Origin of the sequence: Prevotella sp. P3-122, assembly GCF_002251365.1 — a bacterium.
GTDB lineage: Bacteria > Bacteroidota > Bacteroidia > Bacteroidales > Bacteroidaceae > Prevotella.
The window spans coordinates 45,810-65,765 of record NZ_NPJH01000049.1 but is presented as its reverse complement, the minus strand read 5'-3'; the positions used below and the strand labels follow the sequence as shown (position 1 = coordinate 65,765).

General features: G+C 47.6%; 14 protein-coding genes and 1 tRNA gene. 8 read left to right on the top strand and 7 right to left on the bottom strand.

The genetic code is table 11. The features are described from left to right. Positions 1 to 63 precede the first annotated feature (63 nt). Together CIL02_RS09145 and CIL02_RS09140 are read left to right on the top strand one after the other, a co-directional pair. Positions 64 to 1,059: a lysylphosphatidylglycerol synthase transmembrane domain-containing protein gene (locus tag CIL02_RS09145; protein WP_094401108.1), complete on the top strand. Its 996-nt coding sequence runs from the start codon at positions 64 to 66 to the stop codon at positions 1,057 to 1,059. A gap of 81 nt (positions 1,060 to 1,140) precedes the next feature. Beyond that, the gene (locus tag CIL02_RS09140; RefSeq protein WP_094401106.1) at positions 1,141 to 2,598 is read left to right on the top strand and encodes an aminoacyl-histidine dipeptidase; all 1,458 of its coding nucleotides are present in this window, start codon (positions 1,141 to 1,143) and stop codon (positions 2,596 to 2,598) included. Between the two features lie 218 nt (positions 2,599 to 2,816). On the opposite strand, the gene dcm is transcribed toward CIL02_RS09140, so the two are convergent. Next, the gene (gene dcm, locus CIL02_RS09135) at positions 2,817 to 4,550 is read right to left on the bottom strand and encodes a DNA (cytosine-5-)-methyltransferase (protein WP_170935057.1); all 1,734 of its coding nucleotides are present in this window, start codon (positions 4,548 to 4,550) and stop codon (positions 2,817 to 2,819) included. Between the two features lie 245 nt (positions 4,551 to 4,795). Between dcm and CIL02_RS09130 the strand changes: the two genes are divergently transcribed. Genes CIL02_RS09130 through CIL02_RS09115 form a run of 4 tightly spaced genes read left to right on the top strand, consistent with a single transcriptional unit; the run spans position 4,796 to position 8,168 of the window. After that, entirely contained in the window at positions 4,796 to 5,761 is a 966-nt protein-coding gene (locus CIL02_RS09130) for a DNA adenine methylase (RefSeq protein WP_094401104.1), read from the top strand. 4 nt (positions 5,762 to 5,765) lie between these two features. Beyond that, positions 5,766 to 6,590: a type II restriction endonuclease gene (locus tag CIL02_RS09125; protein WP_094401102.1), complete on the top strand. Its 825-nt coding sequence runs from the start codon at positions 5,766 to 5,768 to the stop codon at positions 6,588 to 6,590. Further along, the gene (locus CIL02_RS09120) at positions 6,587 to 7,294 is read left to right on the top strand and encodes a MutH/Sau3AI family endonuclease (protein WP_094401100.1); all 708 of its coding nucleotides are present in this window, start codon (positions 6,587 to 6,589) and stop codon (positions 7,292 to 7,294) included. The genes CIL02_RS09125 and CIL02_RS09120 overlap by 4 nt, the downstream gene beginning before the upstream one ends. Continuing rightward, positions 7,287 to 8,168, top strand: a complete 882-nt coding sequence (locus CIL02_RS09115) for a site-specific DNA-methyltransferase (RefSeq protein WP_170935056.1) — start codon at positions 7,287 to 7,289, stop codon at positions 8,166 to 8,168. The genes CIL02_RS09120 and CIL02_RS09115 overlap by 8 nt, the downstream gene beginning before the upstream one ends. A 394-nt stretch (positions 8,169 to 8,562) precedes the next feature. On the opposite strand, the gene CIL02_RS09110 is transcribed toward CIL02_RS09115, so the two are convergent. Genes CIL02_RS09110 through rsfS form a run of 4 tightly spaced genes read right to left on the bottom strand, consistent with a single transcriptional unit; the run spans position 8,563 to position 12,697 of the window. Next, positions 8,563 to 9,345, bottom strand: coding sequence for a Fic family protein (locus CIL02_RS09110; protein WP_094401098.1), 783 nt, complete (start codon positions 9,343 to 9,345; stop codon positions 8,563 to 8,565). Positions 9,346 to 9,389: 44 nt separating this feature from the next. After that, the gene (locus tag CIL02_RS09105) at positions 9,390 to 10,262 is read right to left on the bottom strand and encodes a phosphatidate cytidylyltransferase (RefSeq protein WP_094401096.1); all 873 of its coding nucleotides are present in this window, start codon (positions 10,260 to 10,262) and stop codon (positions 9,390 to 9,392) included. Positions 10,263 to 10,266: 4 nt separating this feature from the next. Next, entirely contained in the window at positions 10,267 to 12,312 is a 2,046-nt protein-coding gene (ftsH, locus tag CIL02_RS09100) for an ATP-dependent zinc metalloprotease FtsH (RefSeq protein ID WP_094401094.1), read from the bottom strand. 25 nt (positions 12,313 to 12,337) lie between these two features. Then, the gene (gene rsfS / locus CIL02_RS09095) at positions 12,338 to 12,697 is read right to left on the bottom strand and encodes a ribosome silencing factor (RefSeq protein ID WP_094401092.1); all 360 of its coding nucleotides are present in this window, start codon (positions 12,695 to 12,697) and stop codon (positions 12,338 to 12,340) included. Between the two features lie 633 nt (positions 12,698 to 13,330). Here rsfS and CIL02_RS09090 point away from each other — a divergent pair. After that, the gene (locus CIL02_RS09090) at positions 13,331 to 16,549 is read left to right on the top strand and encodes a hypothetical protein (protein WP_094401090.1); all 3,219 of its coding nucleotides are present in this window, start codon (positions 13,331 to 13,333) and stop codon (positions 16,547 to 16,549) included. 39 nt (positions 16,550 to 16,588) lie between these two features. After that, positions 16,589 to 16,759: a hypothetical protein gene (locus tag CIL02_RS16335; protein WP_170935055.1), complete on the top strand. Its 171-nt coding sequence runs from the start codon at positions 16,589 to 16,591 to the stop codon at positions 16,757 to 16,759. A 384-nt stretch (positions 16,760 to 17,143) separates the two neighbouring features. On the opposite strand, the gene CIL02_RS09085 is transcribed toward CIL02_RS16335, so the two are convergent. Further along, positions 17,144 to 17,214 (bottom strand) — tRNA-Gln (locus CIL02_RS09085). 839 nt (positions 17,215 to 18,053) lie between these two features. Beyond that, entirely contained in the window at positions 18,054 to 19,904 is a 1,851-nt protein-coding gene (locus CIL02_RS09080) for a DUF349 domain-containing protein (RefSeq protein ID WP_094401088.1), read from the bottom strand. Between the last annotated feature and the right edge of the window lie 52 nt (positions 19,905 to 19,956).

Genomic DNA, 19,956 nt, shown 5'->3' with positions numbered 1-19,956 from the left:
ATAAACTAAAATGTCTGCTACTGTTCACGTTTCTCAACAGAAAGTATTACTTTTGTACGTGAAATGAAAAGAACCATCAACGACATATTGAAACTGGCATGCTCGCTTGCCCTGGGTGGCGGCATACTCTTCTGGATGTACCGCGACTTCGACTTCGGGAGCGTCAGGGAGGTATTGCTTGAGGAGATGAACTGGTGGTGGATGCTGCTCTCGTTTCCCTTCGGCATACTGGCGCAGGCATTCCGCGGATGGCGTTGGAAGCAGAGTCTGGAGCCGTTAGGCGAGCATCCAAGGACCTCGGTTACCATGAACAGCATTTTCCTGTCGTATGCGGCAAGCTTAGTAATACCAAGGATTGGAGAGTTTGCACGATGCGGAGTGCTGAAACGCTTCGAGGGGGTATCGTTCCCCAAGTCATTGGGAACCGTTGTAACAGAGCGCGCCATCGACTCGCTGTTCGTGGCCATACTGGCCGGAACGACAATAGCGCTGCAGGCCAATGTCTTCGACATATTCTTCAGCCGCACGGGCAACAACATCGACAGAATGCTGTACCAGTTCACGACAACAGGATGGGTAGTGACGACTATATGTGCCGTAGCGGCCATAATCCTTGCCCTGTACCTTGCCAAGAGGCTATATATATATAATAAGGTGAAGAAGGCTTTCGAGGACGTGATGCAGGGAGTGATGTCACTGAGGAAAGTCAGCAACATACCGCTCTTTCTTGCCTACACCATAGGCATCTGGGCAAGCTACTTCCTGCACTACTATCTCACCTTCTTCTGCTTTGAGTCTACGGCAGGACTGGGCACGGCATGTGCCATGGTGACATTCGTAGTAGGCTCGATAGCCGTAGTGGTGCCCACACCCAACGGAGCCGGCCCATGGCATTTCGCCGTCAAGACAATGCTTATACTATATGGTGTCAGCGCCAACGACGCACTGTTCTTCGTACTCATCGTACACTCGGTGCAGACACTGCTCGTCATCATGCTCGGCATCTTCGCATGGACTTCTTTGACGTTCACTAAGAAAAGGTTGCCATCACAAGACTGAACATACCAAACAATAACCCGGAGCCGCACGACGGGCCGCAAGGCCAGCCACCGGACTCCATAAAAAACTAAAGCTACCATTATGAGCGAAATCAAGAACCTAAAGCCTGAGTGCATCTGGCGCAACTTCCATGCGCTCACACAAGTGCCACGCCCATCGGGACACTTGGAGAAAGTACAACAATTCCTGCTCGACTTCGCAAAGCAGGCCGGAGTGGAAGCCTTCAAGGACGAGGCCGACAACATCGTCATGCGCAAACCTGCCACGCCAGGCATGGAGAACCGCAAGACCATACTGCTGCAGGCACACATGGACATGGTGCCGCAGAAGTCGCCAGAGAGCACACATGACTTCGAAAACGACCCCATAGAGGCATACGTTGACGGAGAATGGGTAAGGGCCAAGGGCACTACACTTGGCGCAGACGACGGCATCGGCGTGGCTGCCATCATGGCAGTAATGGAGGCTAAGGACCTGAAGCACGGACCCGTAGAGGCTCTCATCACAGCCGATGAGGAGACAGGCATGTTCGGAGCCAACGGACTGCCGGAGAACATCCTCAATGCCGACATCCTGCTGAACCTCGACTCCGAGACCTGGGGCAAGTTTGTCATAGGAAGCGCGGGCGGCATCGACGTTACTGCCGAGATGGAATACAAGGATGCCGAGACCGACCCCGAGGATGCAGCACTCAAGATTACGCTTAAGGGACTGCGCGGAGGGCATTCCGGACTGGAGATACACGAGGGACGCGCCAACGCCAACAAGCTAATGGTACGCTTCCTGCGCGAGGCCATCGTAGACTGCGAGGCAAGACTGGCGTCATGGCACGGAGGAAACATGCGCAATGCCATACCGTTCAAGGCCGAGGCCGTAATAACCATACCAAAAGAGAATGTAGAGGCTACCAAAGAGCTGGTCGAGGAATGGAAGGCACGCTTCGCAGATGAATACAAGACCATCGAGAGCGGAATAGAGTTCTTTGCCGAAGAGGTGGAGACTCCAAAGAATGAGTTGCCGGAGGAAATACAGGACAACATCATCGATGCCATCTACTCCTGCCACGACGGCGTGGTACGCATGATACCCGCATATCCCGACGTGGTAGAGACATCGAGCAACCTCGCCATCATCGACATCGAGAACGGCAAGGCAAGCATACAGATACTGGCACGCTCGTCACGCGAGGACATGAAGGAGTATGTTGTAAACATGCTTGAGAGCTGCTTCAACATGGCGGGCATGGCCGTATCGGTTAGCGGAAGTTACGGCGGTTGGGATCCAAATCCGGACAGCGCCATACTGAACCTGCTGAAGACTATCTACAAGGAGCAGAACGGCGAGGAGGCTTTGGTACAGGTAGACCATGCCGGATTGGAGTGCTCCGTCATACTCGGCAAATATCCAGGCATGGATGTGGTATCGCTCGGACCAACACTCCGCAGCCCGCACACCACCACGGAGCGTTGCCTCATCCACACCGTGGCCCCATTCTGGGAACTTCTCAAGAAAGCCTTGGAGGTTGTTGACGAGAAATAATACTTGGACAAGAAACAATATCACGAGAGGGCGTGTCACTTTGACACGCCCTCTTATTCGTTTGTGTGCTCACAGCGGCTCGTTGCCACCTGCAGGATGCAGCCATCTATCATTTCGCATAAAACTAATGGCCGACTCGAGATAAAAAACGCAAAAAGCCACTTACCGCCGACTAAAATCACAAAATACTTGGCGGTAAGTGTTTTTTTTGCTATTACCTATTCAAATATGCTTCCAAGCACGGTGTCCCTATAGGTGTTGAACATATTGAGCCGGACAGGCACATAGTCTGGTAGTCGGGTGAGGTATTCAAGGTCGAACACAAGCCGTGGCTCATGGTCGTTGCTTGAAGGATGTATCTCCGCCTTAGAGCCAATACGGGCTATACGTATCAGATAAAGGTCGCGCACGCCTTTTCCCTTGATGTAAGGCATGAAATAGTAGAGCTTGTTGAGGGCAACCGTTGACGGGAACGACTTTGCCTTACCTGTATAATAGGTCTTTCTACTGCCACCATCCAAGAAGTAGTCGGTATTGTCCGCTTTTACAAATCCTATCAATAGGTTCTTTGCCAGTTCGAGCTTAAACCTCTTCTTGGGTGCGTTCATCTTTAGCTCGGGTTGGAGACCTGCAAACAAATCGAAGTTAAGGCTGGGCTGGGCGTCCCGCTTTGTGTAGATTGGGCGTGTTGATACTGGCTCATGGTCGTAGACAAAGCGATACAAGCTCCGTCCAATACGTTCGATAACGCCACACACAAGAGCATTCCCCATTAGGAAAGCCCGTCTGCCGTCGCTAACATCAGGATGCAGGGTATGGTTGTCGGGAAACATGTTAAGCCGCTCCAGTTCTATGGGGATTAGCCTACGATAACGCCCTGAGGGGGTCTTTACCACATGCTTGAACCTTGATGCCGCAGGTCCACCTTCTCCAGTGATGATTGTTCTTGAAGGACGGTCGATATAATCAGGAAAAGCCATTCCACCCTCAGAGAACATGTATTTGAATCCCTCCTTAGTGGTACGCTCTATTTTCTTTGCTCCTTTCTCATATTGCCATTTCTCTATATCCTCATCCGCTATAAAGAAATCATCAGGTATCATACTCTCCTCTACCAGATTGTCACCCAACGTCTGCCTTGTCCCGTCATAGTCAGCGATAGTATCTATGGAAAAGACGTGTCGGTTGCACATGACACCGGCCTCACCAAACGGGCTGTCCTTGTGTCCTTTATTGAAGCTTTCTGAAACCATGGCAATGTTGCCCTCTATATCAAATTCGGACTCTGATTGCGGCTTGCCCACAAAAGGGAACGCTTTTGCCATCACTCCGTCATAAAGCACCCACTTGTCCAAGCTTTCCACCTTACTATATACGTATGAGTCCTTGCGGTACCCAACAATGTAAGTTCGTCTGCGCCGTTGCGGCATACCATAGTCAGCAGCATTTATTACTCTCCATTCCACGGTATACCCTAAGTCTGAGAGCGACGCCAGGATAACAGCGAAGTCACGCCCTCTCTGTTTTGCCGGCGACCCCAACAGCCGGTCGACATTCTCGAAGAATACATAGTTTGGTCTCGACTCTCCTTTCTCGTTCAGTATACGATATATCTGCCACCACAGCACACCTTTCTTGCCCTCTATACCACCAGACTTGCTGAGCGTTGAGGCAACAGAATAGTCCTGACAAGGGAAACCTCCTACAAGCAGGTCGTGGTCTGGAATATCTGATGTGGGCACAAGATTGATGTCCTTGTTTGAATGTCCCTTAGAACCAAACCTTGCCCTATACACCAAAGAGGCATCCTGATGTACAGTTGAAGGCTCCCACTGGTTGTTCCATACCGTCTCGAAAGCATCCGATGCACCCTCAAGACCTATACGGAAACCACCGACTCCGGCAAAGAGTTCTACTACCTTGATATGCTGCAACACCTGTCTATTTAACATAACTTCACGCATAATTATTTGCGTATGTAAAATTATTGTTAAATTATTATGTTTTCAAATGAATTAATTAGTCTTAATTTACCTTTGATCTATTTTGATCAAGAAATACAAATAATGATCTAATTAATCTTAATTCGTTATTATTTAGTTACTTTGTAAACTAAAAACAACACATTCTCCTTCAAAAGCGAAATGACAAGTAAACAGAACAACTGCCTAAGGTAGCTGACTATACAACAACGATTATGAGAAAAGCCAAACCTTTTATTAAATGGGTTGGAGGAAAGACACAGCTGATAAGTCAGCTTGACGGTCTTCTACCCTATGATTTTGAGCAATGGGACAACGTGACTTACATAGAGCCATTTGTCGGTGGTGGAGCTATGCTCTTCTATATGCTTCAACGTTATCCAAATATTCGCCAAGCTGTCATCAATGATATAAATACAGACCTTATAACGTGTTATATCACAGTTAGGGACCACCCAGAGGAACTGATATTGTATCTTAGAGACATCCAAGATACTTATTACACATTGCAGACAGAGGAAGGGAAAAAGAACTTTTTCTTAGCAGTCAGGTCTAAATACAACGAGAAAAAGCTTGATCCAATAGAAAACACAACAATGTTTTTCTTTCTGAACAGAACCTGCTTCAACGGACTATACAGGGTAAACAAAAAGGGACTCTTCAACGTTCCTTTTGGCAAATATGTCAATCCCCAAATATTTGATGAGGAAACTATACGAAAGGACAGCCAGTTGCTTCAGCGTGTAGAAATATTAAACTCTGATTTTGAGCAGACATTAGACTATGCCCATGGCAATACATTGTTTTATTTCGACCCCCCTTATCGTCCTTTAAGCGACACTTCCAGTTTCAACGACTATACTAAAGAAGATTTCAATGATGATGCCCAAATCCGCTTAAAAGAATATTGCGACAAAGTACACAGGGCAGGACATAAGTTTATGCTAAGTAATTCTGACTGCAAGGGTAAGAACGAAAAGGACAACTTCTTTGATGACCTGTATGCAGGCTATTGTATAGAACGTGTATGGGCTGCGCGATACATAAACTCTAATCCTGCTAAAAGAGGGAAACTAACTGAGATATTAGTTCACAACTATAAAGAAACAAAGAAAAACTTTTCATACGAAAACGACATGTCCAATCCTCAATTTGTGGCAGAAGACATAACAGAGAAATAATATTATGGAAAAGGATTTTGAATTGTTTTTATCACAACTGCAAGAAACAAACCAATCTTTAGATTTCTTCTGCGATTTTGAAAAGATTTCACAGAATGTAGAGAATATCAAATTAAGCCTTTGCATGCTTAACAGTTTGATGGGTGCACAAGACATGAGAAAAGCTGTTGAAACGATATGGAATCGAGACAAAACTGCTTTTAACGTCATGGACATACTTATCGCAGTGAGAAGTGGAGGCAAGAAGAAGGTGATAAATTCACTTGGCGAATGTATCGTTCTTGATACTCTATTCTCATCTGTTGATGGGGTTATGGAATACCTTGATAACACGGGACTAACAGAAGTATTCCAGCAACAAAAGATAAAAGACCTTGTTGATTATGTGTTTGGAATAGAAACAGGCCTTGACTCTAACGCACGCAAAAACCGTAGCGGACATGTGATGGAAGGTATGGTGGCACGCATCTTTGATAAGAGTGGTATTAAATATCGTCAAGAAGTATATTCGAGTGAATGGCCTGAAATATCAGGAGTACTTGGTGATGATGAGAAGCGTTTTGATTTCGTAATTGAGTCTTCTGGTAAAACGTATCTTATTGAAGTTAACTTTTATAGTGGTGGCGGCTCAAAACTTAATGAGGTTGCTCGTTCCTATTCAGAAATAGCGCCAAAGATAAATTCCGTCCCTGGATTTGAGTTTGTTTGGATTACTGACGGTATCGGATGGAAAAGCGCAAAGAATAAGTTGCAAGAAGCATATAATATTATCCCGAGTATTTATAATTTGACAAACATTACTGATTTTTTGAATAAGATAATATTATGATAAGCAGTAAAGTAATTGAAACATTAACCCCATTATTTGAAATAATCAAAAATGCCAAGGGTAAAACGATTTCACAAATCAAAGACCAGTTATTCATTAATGATAAATGCAAAATGAAGAAAGGTGCTTCTGGTCTTATTATTGAAAATCTACTTGGAATTAAAAATAACAATCGAGACGAGGCTGATATTCCACAAATTGGTTGTGAAGTCAAAATTCTTCCATTACAAATAAATAAGAATGGTGAAGTAAAGGCTAAGGAACCAACGGCAATTCAGATGATAAATTATTGCGAAGTTGCCAAGGAAACATGGGAAACTGCCAAACTGAGAAGTAAGATAAACTTAACTTTTTGGGTTGTGTATCTTGCAAAAGAAAATGGTAAGGCAAAAAAACAAGATGATTATGTCATCGTTGATTATTTCCTTGGGCATCCCAATAATATACAGAATGCGATTTTTAAGTCTGATTGGGAAGAAATACAAGAATATATTATTCGTGGAGATGCCGATAAACTATCTTGTAGTATGGGTATGTATTTAGAACCTAAAACAAAAGGTGCTAATAATAAAGATAAAACAGATGCCCCAGATGGCAAAGGGGGAACTATTCGTGCCCGAAGGCGAGCATTTTATTACAAAAAGAATTTTACAAACACTCAAATTATCCCCAAACTTGATTTGTCTTCTATAAAAAATGATTAGTTCTTATTATACATCTCCGAACAAGGACTTCCTTATCGCCAACGGAGACTCTCTTGAATTGCTCAATGAATTTAAGTTCAAGTTCGACATGATATTTGCTGACCCTCCATATTTTCTTTCAAATGGAGGTATTTCGTTGCAGAGTGGCAAAGTAGTGTGCGTGGATAAGGGAGAATGGGACAAAGGCAAGAGTCACGAGGAAATGATGTCATTCAATATGGAATGGCTACGTCTGTGCAGGGACAAACTCAAAGACAATGGCACAATATGGATTTCCGGCACTTACCACAATATATTCTCTGTTGCCAACTGTCTTACAGAACTGGACTACAGAATACTGAATGTCGTTACATGGCAGAAAACAAATCCACCTGCAAACATTTCATGCCGCTTCTTCACCTACTCCACTGAGTTCATTATTTGGGCAAGGAAATGTGAGAAAGTGCCTCACAAGTTCAACTACGATCTTATGAAGCGGTTGAATGATGACAAGCAAATGACAGACGTCTGGCGACTTCCTGCTATTGGCCGGTGGGAAAAAGCATGTGGGAAACATCCTACTCAAAAGCCTCTGTCGCTGCTAACACGGATTATTCTTGCTTCTACCAACGAGGGCGACTGGGTACTCGACCCCTTTAGCGGCAGTTCAACAACAGGCATTGCAGCAAACCTTTGTGGACGGAGATTTGCAGGAATAGAGAATGAAGAAGAGTATTGCAGAATGTCTGTCGCACGACGCATGATGCTGGATGATGCCAACGAACGTGTCAATTTGAAGCGCCACATTGCAGACTTGAGAACTCTTGACCAGTGCGAGCAACCAGGACTCTTCGCCAACGAGGCTGTAGCAGACCGCATGCTGCCGTTTACTTAACTTACCGGGTATCCAATTTGATAGGGTGTACAGTTTGATGTGCAAAAATTGAATATCCTAATTCTGAAGTTCATGTCGGTAATTGTCGCGCTGAAAGCGCAAAAGCACACAGCCCAGGGTAAAGCGTAGCGGCACCCTGGGTTATTTCATGTAGGTGATAGTCGCGCTGTAAGCGCAAAAGCGTAGATAACAGCAGGGCGGATAACCCTTTTGCACTTACAGCGCGCATGGTATATATCACCCTACACCCAGGGTGTCGCTACGCTCTACCCTGGGCTGTGTGCTTCTGTGCTTACAGCGCATGCCGGGTACTGTATTTTTGCAAATAAGCAGTAAACCTAAATCAGGAAACTACACAGTGACAAGTGAATAGCAGGTGAACAAGAAAAAGGTTTCAGAAAAAGAGTATCGGCCTGCTTGCCTTTCTTTTCTGCTCTAAAGCTTCTTCCATTTGGTCTATAGCAGACCTGAAGAAGAAAGCTATTAGATGCTCATCAGCACCTTCGGTACGCTTGGCTCTTAGGGCGGCAACATATTCCTCCCGCCACTCCTTCCTTATGATAAGCTCTGGCAGGCCATTGCTCAGAAGTATGAAGTTCGACAGCAACCGGCCTGTACGTCCATTTCCATCACGGAAGGGATGCAAGTATTCGAAATAGCCATGAAAGCGAGCTGAGACAATCATCGGGTGAACCGACGCGCTTTTCATGGCTTTAGCAGTAGCCTCCATAAGCCCTGGCACCTGAGCGACAAGCTGCTGATGATTGCCAAACACCGTGTCGCCAGCCGCCATGTCAACCGTTGTATACTCGCCCGGTATGGCATCTGGAACCTTATATGTGAGTGTATGGAGAGTGACAAGGCGATTGATTTCCCTGAGCAGTTCCTCGTCAAAAGGATGGTCAAGATTGGCATGCATATAACGGTATGCGGCAAAGTGGTCTGCCATTTCCTGACATTCAAGCAACGACTTTCCTGTGGGCTGATATCCCAGTTGCTGCTCAAACAGCGCACGAGTATCATCAACAGAGAAAGTAGACCCCTCTATACCGCAGCTGTGACAAGAAAACAGTACGGCAGAGTAATTACTGAACTCCGTCTCGCCCATCGGCAAGGCCACATTGTTGATGTAGTCCCTTGCCAAGGACTCGTATTTTGCTATTTCTTTCTCAAACATCCGATACGAGCATTATCTCCACTTTTGTGATGATGCCTCGCCGCCTACATCTGAGTATACAGTGTGAGGGTATACAGATATATCACGGCAGCCGGTATGGCCATGAGTGCTGAGTCGAAGCGGTCGAGCATGCCGCCGTGTCCGGGCAGCAGGTTGCCGCTGTCCTTGATGCCGAGAGTACGCTTGAAGAGGCTCTCCACAAGGTCGCCCAGCGTGCCGAAGACCACTACTACGAGTCCGAGTCCCATCCATGCCGCCATGCCCAGCTGGTGTTTCATGTCGCCGTTGTTGGCCCACCAGCCGATAAGAGCCGCCACAGCCAGCACCAGCACGCATCCGCCTATGGATCCTTCCCAACTCTTGCCCGGACTTACCCTTGGGAAGAGCTTATGCCTCCCAAGCAGCGAGCCGCAGCAGTAGGCCCCCGAGTCGTTGGTCCACAAGAATATGAAGATGCTTAGTGGCAGCAGTGGATCGAAGTTTACGCCCCACTGGCCATCCACCTCAAAGGCGAGGATGTTAATCATAGACAGAGGCAGTGCGACATACATCTGCCCGAGCATGGTGTATGCCCAGTCGGCAACGGGGTTCTTGCTGCACGTGAACAGCCCGCTGACAAAGAGGTACACAATGGTGAGCAAATATGGCACGACGATGATGAAGTTTGCCACCAAGCCCATTCGCCATGCCGCCACGGCCAGAAACAGGTAAACGCCTGCCACGGTGGAGATGAAGCGGTTCACCCTTACGTCATCGATGCCGTTGACAAGTCCCGTGTATTCCCACACGCTCAGTCCTGTGATGAGGGCAAAGAGGAATACCATTGCCCTGGGATTGAGGAAGCCTGCCACCATAATGGCCACGAACAGCGTGCCCGTGATGGTGCGGACGACGAAGTTTTTCTGTTTGTCTGTCATGATACTATTCTTTTTGGTTGTTCTCGCTATTTTTCTCTGCCATTGCCCTCTCGTGCTCAGCCTGTGCCTGCTTCACCTCGTCGGGCATGTCCTCAAGCCGTGGTCCGTCAAGGTTCTCATTCTCCTGAATGATTTCCTGCGAGCGGCTCACCCATGGCCGTTTGCCGAATATCTTCTCCACATCCTCGGCATAGATAACCTCACGGCTTATGAGCAATTCGGCCAGCTGGTTGTGTCCCTCCTTGTGCTCGGTCAGCAACGCCTTGGCACGCACATACTGCTCGTTTATCATCTTCAGAGCCTCATCGTCGATAATCTTCGCCGTGGTCTCCGAGTATGGTTTCTGGAACTGGTATTCCTGGTTGTTGTAGAAACAGATGTTGGGCAGCCTGTCGCTCATGCCGGCGTATGCTATCATGCCGTATGCGCTCTTGGTGGCACGCTCCAGGTCGTTCATGGCACCCGTGGAGATATGTCCCGTGAACAGCTCCTCTGCCGCGCGTCCTCCGAGCAGGGCACACATCTCGTCGAGCATCTGCTCCTTGGTTGTTATCTGTCTTTCCTCTGGCAGGTACCATGCTGCTCCAAGCGCCTGTCCACGTGGCACGATGCTGACCTTTATCAGCGGGTTGGCATGCTCGCAGAACCAGCTGATGGTGGCATGTCCGGCCTCATGCAGGGCTATGGAGCGTTTCTCTGCCGCCGTCATCACCTTGGTTTTCTTCTCCAGTCCTCCGATAATTCTGTCAACAGCGTCGAGGAAGTCCTGCTTGCCCACGGTCTGCTTGTCATGGCGTGCGGCTATGAGTGCTGCCTCGTTGCATACGTTGGCTATGTCGGCTCCCGAGAAACCCGGTGTCTGTCGGGCCAGGAAGTCCACGTCAACAGTATCATCCCTCTTCACAGGCTTTAGGTGAACCTGGAATATAGCCTTGCGCTCGGCGAGGTCGGGCAGGTCTACGTTAATCTGCCTGTCGAAGCGTCCTGCACGTAGCAGAGCCTTGTCGAGCATGTCGGCACGGTTGGTGGCGGCGAGTACTATCACTCCGCTGTTGGTACCGAAGCCGTCCATCTCGGTGAGCAGTGCGTTCAGGGTATTCTCCCTCTCGTCGTTGCCTCCCATTGCGGGGTTCTTGCTTCTGGCTCGTCCTACGGCATCAATCTCGTCGATGAATATTATACATGGCGACTTCTCCTTAGCCTGATGGAACACGTCACGCACACGGCTTGCTCCCACACCCACGAACATCTCTACGAAGTCACTGCCGCTCATGGAGAAGAACGGCACTCCGGCCTCTCCTGCCACGGCCTTTGCCAGCAGGGTCTTACCTGTTCCCGGAGGGCCTACAAGCAGGGCGCCCTTAGGTATCTTTCCTCCCAGCTCGGTATACTTGCGTGGGTTCTTCAGGAAGTCCACAATCTCCTGCACCTCCTGCTTTGCGCCCTCCTGTCCGGCTACATCCTTGAACGTTATGCCCAGGTCGTTGGCTTTCTCGTACAGCTTGGCCTTGCTCTTGCCCACGCTGAACATTCCTCCGCCGCCTCCGCCGCCCATGCGTCTGCCCATGAACCAGATGAAGAGGAAGAATATCAGTATTGGCGAGAGGTTGATGAGCAAGTTCAGGAATTCGTTGCCCTCTTTCCTCTCATAGCTGTAGTCAACAATCTTTCCACGCTTCTGCGCGTCGGCAAGATACCTGTCGAGGTCATCTGTAGAGCCATATACCACGCTGACATACGCGTTGGCTCCCATCTGCTTGGCACTCTTGTTGAACACCGTGCGTATGTGCTTTGGCTGCACATACATTCTCAGCTCGCCCTCGTCCTTGTTTACTATGACGTTCTTGGCATACCCCTTCTCCACATACTCCTTGAACTTGGTGTATGTAGCGTCCTGTGAGTTGCCTGCTCCGCTTGCGAGCGAGTTACCTCCGCCTGTCACGAAGAGTATGGCCAGCGCCACAATGATGATGCCATAGATCCAGTTCATGTTGAACCGGGGCATCTTCGGCTGGTTGCCATCATCCATATTTCTGTTGTTGTTGTCCATTATTCTTGTATTTGTTCTACCTTTGTCAGTCGATGTTCGGTAAGTTGGTCTGTTCTGCGTCCTCCCACAAGTCCTCTATGGCATAGTAAGAGCGCGTCTCGGGCAGGAAGATGTGTACTATGACGTCGATATAGTCGATGGCCACCCACTGGCTGTTGCCCAGTCCGTTGACATTGGCAGGTTTCTCGCTGGTTTCCTTCCTGGCCGTCTCTGCCACCGACTCGGCAATTGCCTCCACCTGCGTCGGTGAGTTGCCCTGACATATCACAAAATAACTTGCTATTGCTCCGTCTGTGCGTCTCAGGTCTATTATTACTATGTCCTGTCCTTTTTTCTCCTGTATTCCTTTGGTAATGGATGTTACCAACTGTTCTGTCTTTGTCATCAGTTGTCTCTTGCCTTGTTATATAATATAATTATGTAATTAATAAGTTTTGTGTTGCTCCGAGTCTCGTCGATGCGAAACTGGCAGCATACATGATATTTGACGCAAAGTTACTGCTAATTATTCGAATATTCGTGCTTTTTGTATTTAAATTAGATATTTTTTAGATAGAGCGCATGTTGCGCGAATTGGTTCTGCCATGACAGCGAGCAACATGCCCTAAAGAAGCAAAAAGAAAGCCTATTGCTTACTTCGCTTTACGGACGACAAGCCAAACACGCCATACATGTAAAAAAGAGTTAAAGCCCCAGAAAAATCAGCAATAATTCTTGGCTGCACAGAAGAAAAAGGATAAATTTGCAAAACATTTAAGAGATTAAGAGAAAAATCAGGTAAAGATAGACTCAGACTAAAAAGGAAAATGGTATTGATGTTCTAATAAGTACATAAGAGCGGAAAACTGAAGACTAATACAATAAACAGTAAGACTCAGTCGCAACAAGCCATTAACTTTACGTCGCAATTCCTAATCCATAACGATGGATCTCTCAAAGGCAATGCCGGGTAAGAAAGCTACCCTGCAAGTTATGATTTTTTCTATGCAAATATATTAATAATTCAAACAATACATTTATGAAAACAGTCAACTTATTAAGACGCACTTTCGTGAAGGTAGCCATGATAGTCATGGTTGCGATAGGTTCCTGGCATAACATGTATGCTCAGGATGTTGTCGTTAGCCCAGAAACAGGCAAGTTCGTTGCCGCACTGACTACTGACAACGAGGTAGGATTCCAAAACGGATGGAGTTCGCTATGGCGACACGACCAGTTACCGCTATCGCTAACAGTTGCAGATGATGACAAACTAAACTCTGGTGGCGAGTTCGCTAATCCAGCAGGAAACTTGCTGAAGAAAGATGGAGGTACATTCTATATATCTGGAGGCGTCCCATATGATGGATATATAATACTCTCCATGCCCAAAGGCTATCGCATAACAAGCTACGAGATAGTTCTTGTCAACGACAATGTAGGAAAGGACATACAAGGGTTAGATATTGCTAGAATCACAAAATCCTTTTACGAGACAGAAAGTGACTTTAATTACAACCAGCCAAAGGCTAAAGCAACTGCTCCGGATGGGAAGACGGTGATGAGCAATAAAGCGGAGGATACAGAATATACCATTAAGCGCACTGCTACGAGTAAGGACGACATGGGCGACCACTTGTACTTCAGGATACATCATGAAGATAAAGGCTATTTTGCCCTTACCGTCAAGTCCTTCCAGATAACGTTTGCCGCAGATAATGACGTAACTATCAACGTACGGCCAACAGCATCCTCAAATACAGCCGTGAGTGTCACCACCTCGCCTTTCGATGTGGGTTCATCAGATCTTGGCCCCATCAAGCCTAATACAAAGGACGGAAAGACATACTATTATTCATACTCCTACGAAAATGTCAAGAGCCTTAAGGCTAATATGACTCTCTTCCAGGAAGATGCAGTAAGTGAAGGCGTGGCAACGGAAAATGTTGCAACAACGAAGAAGATAAAGACGGTAGAAACAGGTAGAAATTGGTCGTGGGAACAATTTAAGTATGTTTACGAATATCACTATTCCCTCGGCTCCGGCACATACTATGTAGAGTCGCCGACAGCAGCCATATCGCAGAACAACATCAGCCTGCCGTTGGGCTACCGTATAACGGGAGCTACCATCTACGGCCGCAAGAACACCAATAATGACAAAGATTTCACCCTCAGACTTTACGACAAAGATGGAGTTTCATATACAGACTATACTGTAAATAGCACCACGGACCAGGCTTTCAGCGTTGACGACATGAACAACGACGCCGTAAAGTTCGAGATTATAGGCTCGGACAATGCACTCGTATACCTGGATGTCAAGATGCAGGCGCTCAATCCTTATATATATAGTATGGACGTCGTGTGTCATGACCTCAATGGCTACACCCTTACAAACACCTTCACGGCAAGCAACTTCAGCGTACGCGGAGGAAAGTTCACTTTCTACGTGCCTGACGAGAGCGAGGGCAACTGGACCTTCACCTTCGAGAACCTCAGAAGCAACTATGCCGACAACACTTACTATGACGGCACGGGCATAGGCAAGAGCCGCTACAACTTCGTGGCGTCACCATACTGGAAAACGGCATACAACCTTTACAACGCCGAATACAACCCTAACCACACATACACCGACAAGGTGAGGGTAGATAAAGTAGGAAACAATCCATTCCAGTTCAACAACGCCGACAAACTGGACAACAACAGCACCGACACACAGACACGCTACTGGACAGAATACCCGTTCTCAATACAAGAATATCTGAGCCAGAACAAGGGCGACAACAAATTCGATGTAATGACTGTGCCAAAAGACCAGACGGGCAACGCCTATCTCTTCACAGCCGACGAGACACGCTACAACATAGCCCCGACAAAAGCATCGGAACACCGCAACTACGCATTCTACCACATGGAGGTGGATGTCATCAAGAAAACTTACACTCCCGCTGTCGAGCTGACACCACTCTACGGCACGACATGCTACGACGGCGATGCCGAGCTTGCACACTACGGAGTGAAGATCACCACAATCAAAGAGGACGGAAGCCCTGTCGAAGGTTACCTCACGTCTGAACAGATTGCCACTGCCATAAACAACAAGATTGCGGAGGCAGGCATTAGCGCAAGCCAGATACTGTACGTCGACGCAAGCGAGCTGCTAAATGTCTACCAGCCTGACGGACTGAAGAAGTTACAGGCTAATCTGGGCAAGAACGCACTGCTATACCTGCCGCAATACACCACCCTGGCAAGCAACAACTGCGCAACAAAGACTCTCGCCGGAACGTTCACCTCGTGCTCCAACATCATCCTCACGGACAAGCACCCCTTCTACGCACCATATGACATCAGCGTAGGCGCAAGTGACTATGTGAAGTACGACAGGATGATGACCGTAGTAAACTCACAGGAATACGGCCAGTCGGCCAACGCCACCATCATGCTGCCATTCACACTCAACCTCGACGAGAACGCCATGCACCGCAACCTCGACTACAACGGCAATCCTGTCAACAACGTGACCTTCACCGTGAAGACACTGCAGGCTGACAACTGCATGAGCTATACCAACGAGCCGGCCGGAAACCCCATAGACTACTATGAGAACTACGCCCACTTCGTAGACTACACCGGTACGCTCACCGAGGCCAACAAGCCATACATGGTACACGTAGAGACCGCTCCCGCAGAGACATCTTGCCTGTTCACAGCCCTGCAGTATGGAGCCACCATCAAGGCTACCTCCGGCATGAACGAGGATGACTACACCTTCAATGGCGACAACGCTACAGGTACGCTCGCCAATACTGCCTGCGCCTTCACTCCGAAGGCTTCCTATGCGGGCACCAAGCTTGACAAGACGGGCAACTACTTCTACTTCGCCAAGAACTGGTTCCTCTGCTCGAAGAACATCGTCAGCGGCCCGTGGCTTTACGTATACCCCTTCCGCGGATACTTCATGTACGAGGGCAGCACCTCGGCAAGCCGCTTCGGCATAGTGTTTGACGAGAACAACAAGCAGACTGACGGAATAGAGAACACCCTGACCGGTGACAACAGCAACGGAATAAGCGTGAGCACAGGCGACAGGGCCATCATCATAGCTGCTCCTGCCGACACCACGATAAGGATAACACACGTAGGCGGAAGCGTGATGACAAAACTCAGCCTCAAGGCTGGCGAACAGCAGACCGTCAGCGTGCCTGCCGGCATCTACATCGTCAACGACCGCAAGGTTGTTGTTAAGTAATCAACTCTATGTACAACTCTACTATCAACTAATACAATTATGAAAAGGAAATATATCAGACCGGAGGCTGAGCCTATAAAGGCCAGACTCCACAGCAACATACTGGTAGGCTCACGACTTGACCATGCCGAGTCAAAGAAACACTACTACGGTAAACGCAAGAGCGAGAACATCTGGGACAACAAGCCGTCAAGTCCATGGGACGACTGATCCCAACACAGCACCATTAGGATAACTGCATTCTTTATCAATTCGAGGAGGCGGAAGACATCATAAGATGCCCGCCTCCTTTTTTAGTAAAAAAATCCCTGCATTGTCAAGCACAGAACATACATTGGCTGCGCAGAGGGTACAAAGGCCTTGCGAGTGTATATAGTCCTTGCGACCTTTGCGGCTTGGCGAGAAATATACAACGCAATAAACATCTGCGAGAAAGAACTCTCGCAAAGGCGCAAAGAGCGCAAAGATAATGATACCACAGATTATGTCAGCAAGCAGACAGGACAAACATGGTGGAAGCTGTGATGCTCAGAGATAAAAAGGCATTGTTAGAAGAAAATAAAAGGAACTTACCATGAGGCAAGTTCCTTTTCGTTGGGATACCCGGACTCGAACCAGGAAAGGCAGGACCAGAATCTGCAGTGTTACCATTACACCATATCCCAATGTTATTCAGATTTATCTCTGTATTGCGATGCAAAGTTACATCTTTTCTCTCAACCTCCAAAATATTTGCGCTCTTTTTTTTGTTTGCCACATGTTTTTTTCTTGTTTTCATACAATTTCAGGGATGAAGATAAGGTTATATAGTATGAGCTGTCATGATACGGGGCAGGTATGTGACAACATGTCTGACATGACAGACAGGGCATATTGGCAGAAAAACCCTTGACCCCAATCAACCATCTTGACCCGTGTCAAGAAAAAGCTGTTGTTGCAGCATATTAATATGGTTTTAACACAATCAGTCAGCAAAGGGCATTAACTTTGCACCGACACAAACGATAAATAAAGTATTTAGTAACACTTTAAAAGGTAAAACGATGAAAAGGATGACAAACACAATCAAGAATGCGATGAAAAAGTTCGCACGCATTTATTGCGAGGCCATGAGGCTTTATGGCGAGGCCCTCATCAACAGCAGGGGCTTTACCTGCGCATAAGTAGCGACAACATTATTCTAAGATTAAAGATTAAAAGTATTTTAAGGTTAAAGTTTGAAAGGGTAACAATTATGATTAAGAAAATGGTAATGAATTTCAAGAAGCTTATCACATCGTATCTGAACAAGGCTGCACGTACCTGCACAAACGTACCAAGCTGCATGCTGCCATTTACTCCGGCTGCCAGATAACTGATGACAAGCACTGCTGCGAGAAAGAATAATGACAGCAGAGAAACAAGAATTATAGTATAAAATTCTCTAATGCGAAGACGGGAGGGAAAACATCCAATATGGTTTTCCCTCCCGTTATTCTGTTAGCACACCTGTCGGGGCAGAGCGTCAGTCTTCCTTGTTCTCTGCGTCGATGGCCTTTATTTTCTCCCTTACGAGCTTTGCCTCGTCCTTGAGTTTCTGTACCTTGCGGTTCATCTCGTCAATAAGGCTATTGCCCTTCTTGCTGCTTGCGTTGAGGAATCCGAGGTTGTTCTCATAGGTCTGTACTTCCTGCTTTAGCTGCTCGTAGCGTCTCATCAGCCGTGCACGCTCGTTGTCAAGAGCCTCCTCACCACGTTTGGCGACATTCTTGAGATTGCTCTTAAAATTGTCCAAACGACGCTTGGCATTGGAGATGTGCAAGTCGCTGAACAGCTTGTCAACGATTTCGTGATATTCCTTGTAAAGCTTGTCCTTGTCCTTGAACGGCACATGTCCTACGGCATTATACTCCTCTACAAGCTGCTGTACCTTCTCCTGCAAATCATCAGCCTTTTCCTCAGCTACGGCCTTGAGTTTCTCAATAATCTCGCGCTTCTTGCTAAGGTTGGCATGCTCCTCGTTGCGCACTCCGGCATTGGCGGCGTTTCGGGCCTCGAAGAATCGGTTGCAGGCAGACAGGAAATCGTTCCATAGCTGGTCGCCAACCTTCTTTGGTGCTGTTCCAATGGTCTTCCATTCCTTCTGCAGGGCTATGAGCTTGTCGGATGTAGACTTCCACTCGGTGCTGTCGGCCAATGCCTGTGCCTTCTCAACGAGCGCTTTCTTCTTTTTTGCATTCTCGGCCATTCTCTCCTTCATCTGCTTGAAGAATTCGGCCTTGCGGCTGAAGAAATCGTCACAGGCAGCACGGAAACGCTCGAATATCTTGACGTTCATCTTCTGCGGAGCGAAACCTATGGTCTTCCACTCGGTCTGTATTTCGATGATTTCCTTGGTGCGCTTCTCCCAGTCGCTGGCAGACTTGTTTTCCTCCTTGGCTATTGTCTCAACTTTCTCACACAGTTCGGTCTTGCGTCTGAGGTTTTCCTCCTCTTTCTCACGGAGTCCCTCGAAGTGCTGCTGGTGTTTCTTGTTGATTACTGTAGAGGCGGCCTTGAAGCGTGCCCAAATCTCCTCTCGCAGTTCTTTTGCAACGGGGCCAGCCTCACGATACTGCTGATGCAGTTCCTGCAACTGATGGAAGGCACTGATAACGTCGCTCTCATCAGCCAGTTTCTCGGCAGCCTCACAAAGTTTGGTCTTTATCTCAAGGTTTTTCTTAAAATCATACTCACGAGCCTCACGGTTAAGGTTCAGCAGGTCGTAGAACTGCTCTACATACAGCTGATAATTTCTCCACAGCTCGTTGGCCTTCTCGGCAGGAACGGCCTTAATCTCCTTCCACTCCTGCTGCAAAGCCTTGAAGTCCTGGAATGACTTGTTGGCCTCATCGGGCGATGTGGCCATAGCCTTGATTTTTTCAATGATTTCCTGTTTGCGCTTCAGGTTCTCCTGCTTTTCAGCTTCCTGTTGCATAAACAGCGCGGCTCTCTTTTCCCTGATAACGCCCATGGCAACCTTGAATTCTTTCTCGTCTTCGTCTGGAAGCACCTGATACTTCTCCGGGTCACCACCAGCTTCAAGATACTGTCTTTGCTTCTCGTCCCTCTCGGCGACATGCATCTTGTAGAATACAGTCTTCAGGTGGTCAACTTCTTCCTTGTCAGGCGTTTCCTCGCTGCTGGCAAGTTCTTTCAGGCGTGCAAGCACCTCTTCCTTAGACTTGAAGGTTTGTTTGGCGACAGGCACGGCAGAGTCGTTCTCAGCCTGTGGCTCGGCATTTGTGTTCTGTACTTCTTCAGCTGAGGTAACGGCTTCCTGCTGTTCCTCAGCCATTGTTCCCTGTTGCAGGGCGTTCTCTTGAGAGTCCATCATTTAACTTTATTTGAGTTTATGATTCGGTTATTGTCCGTACATGCGCCAAAGG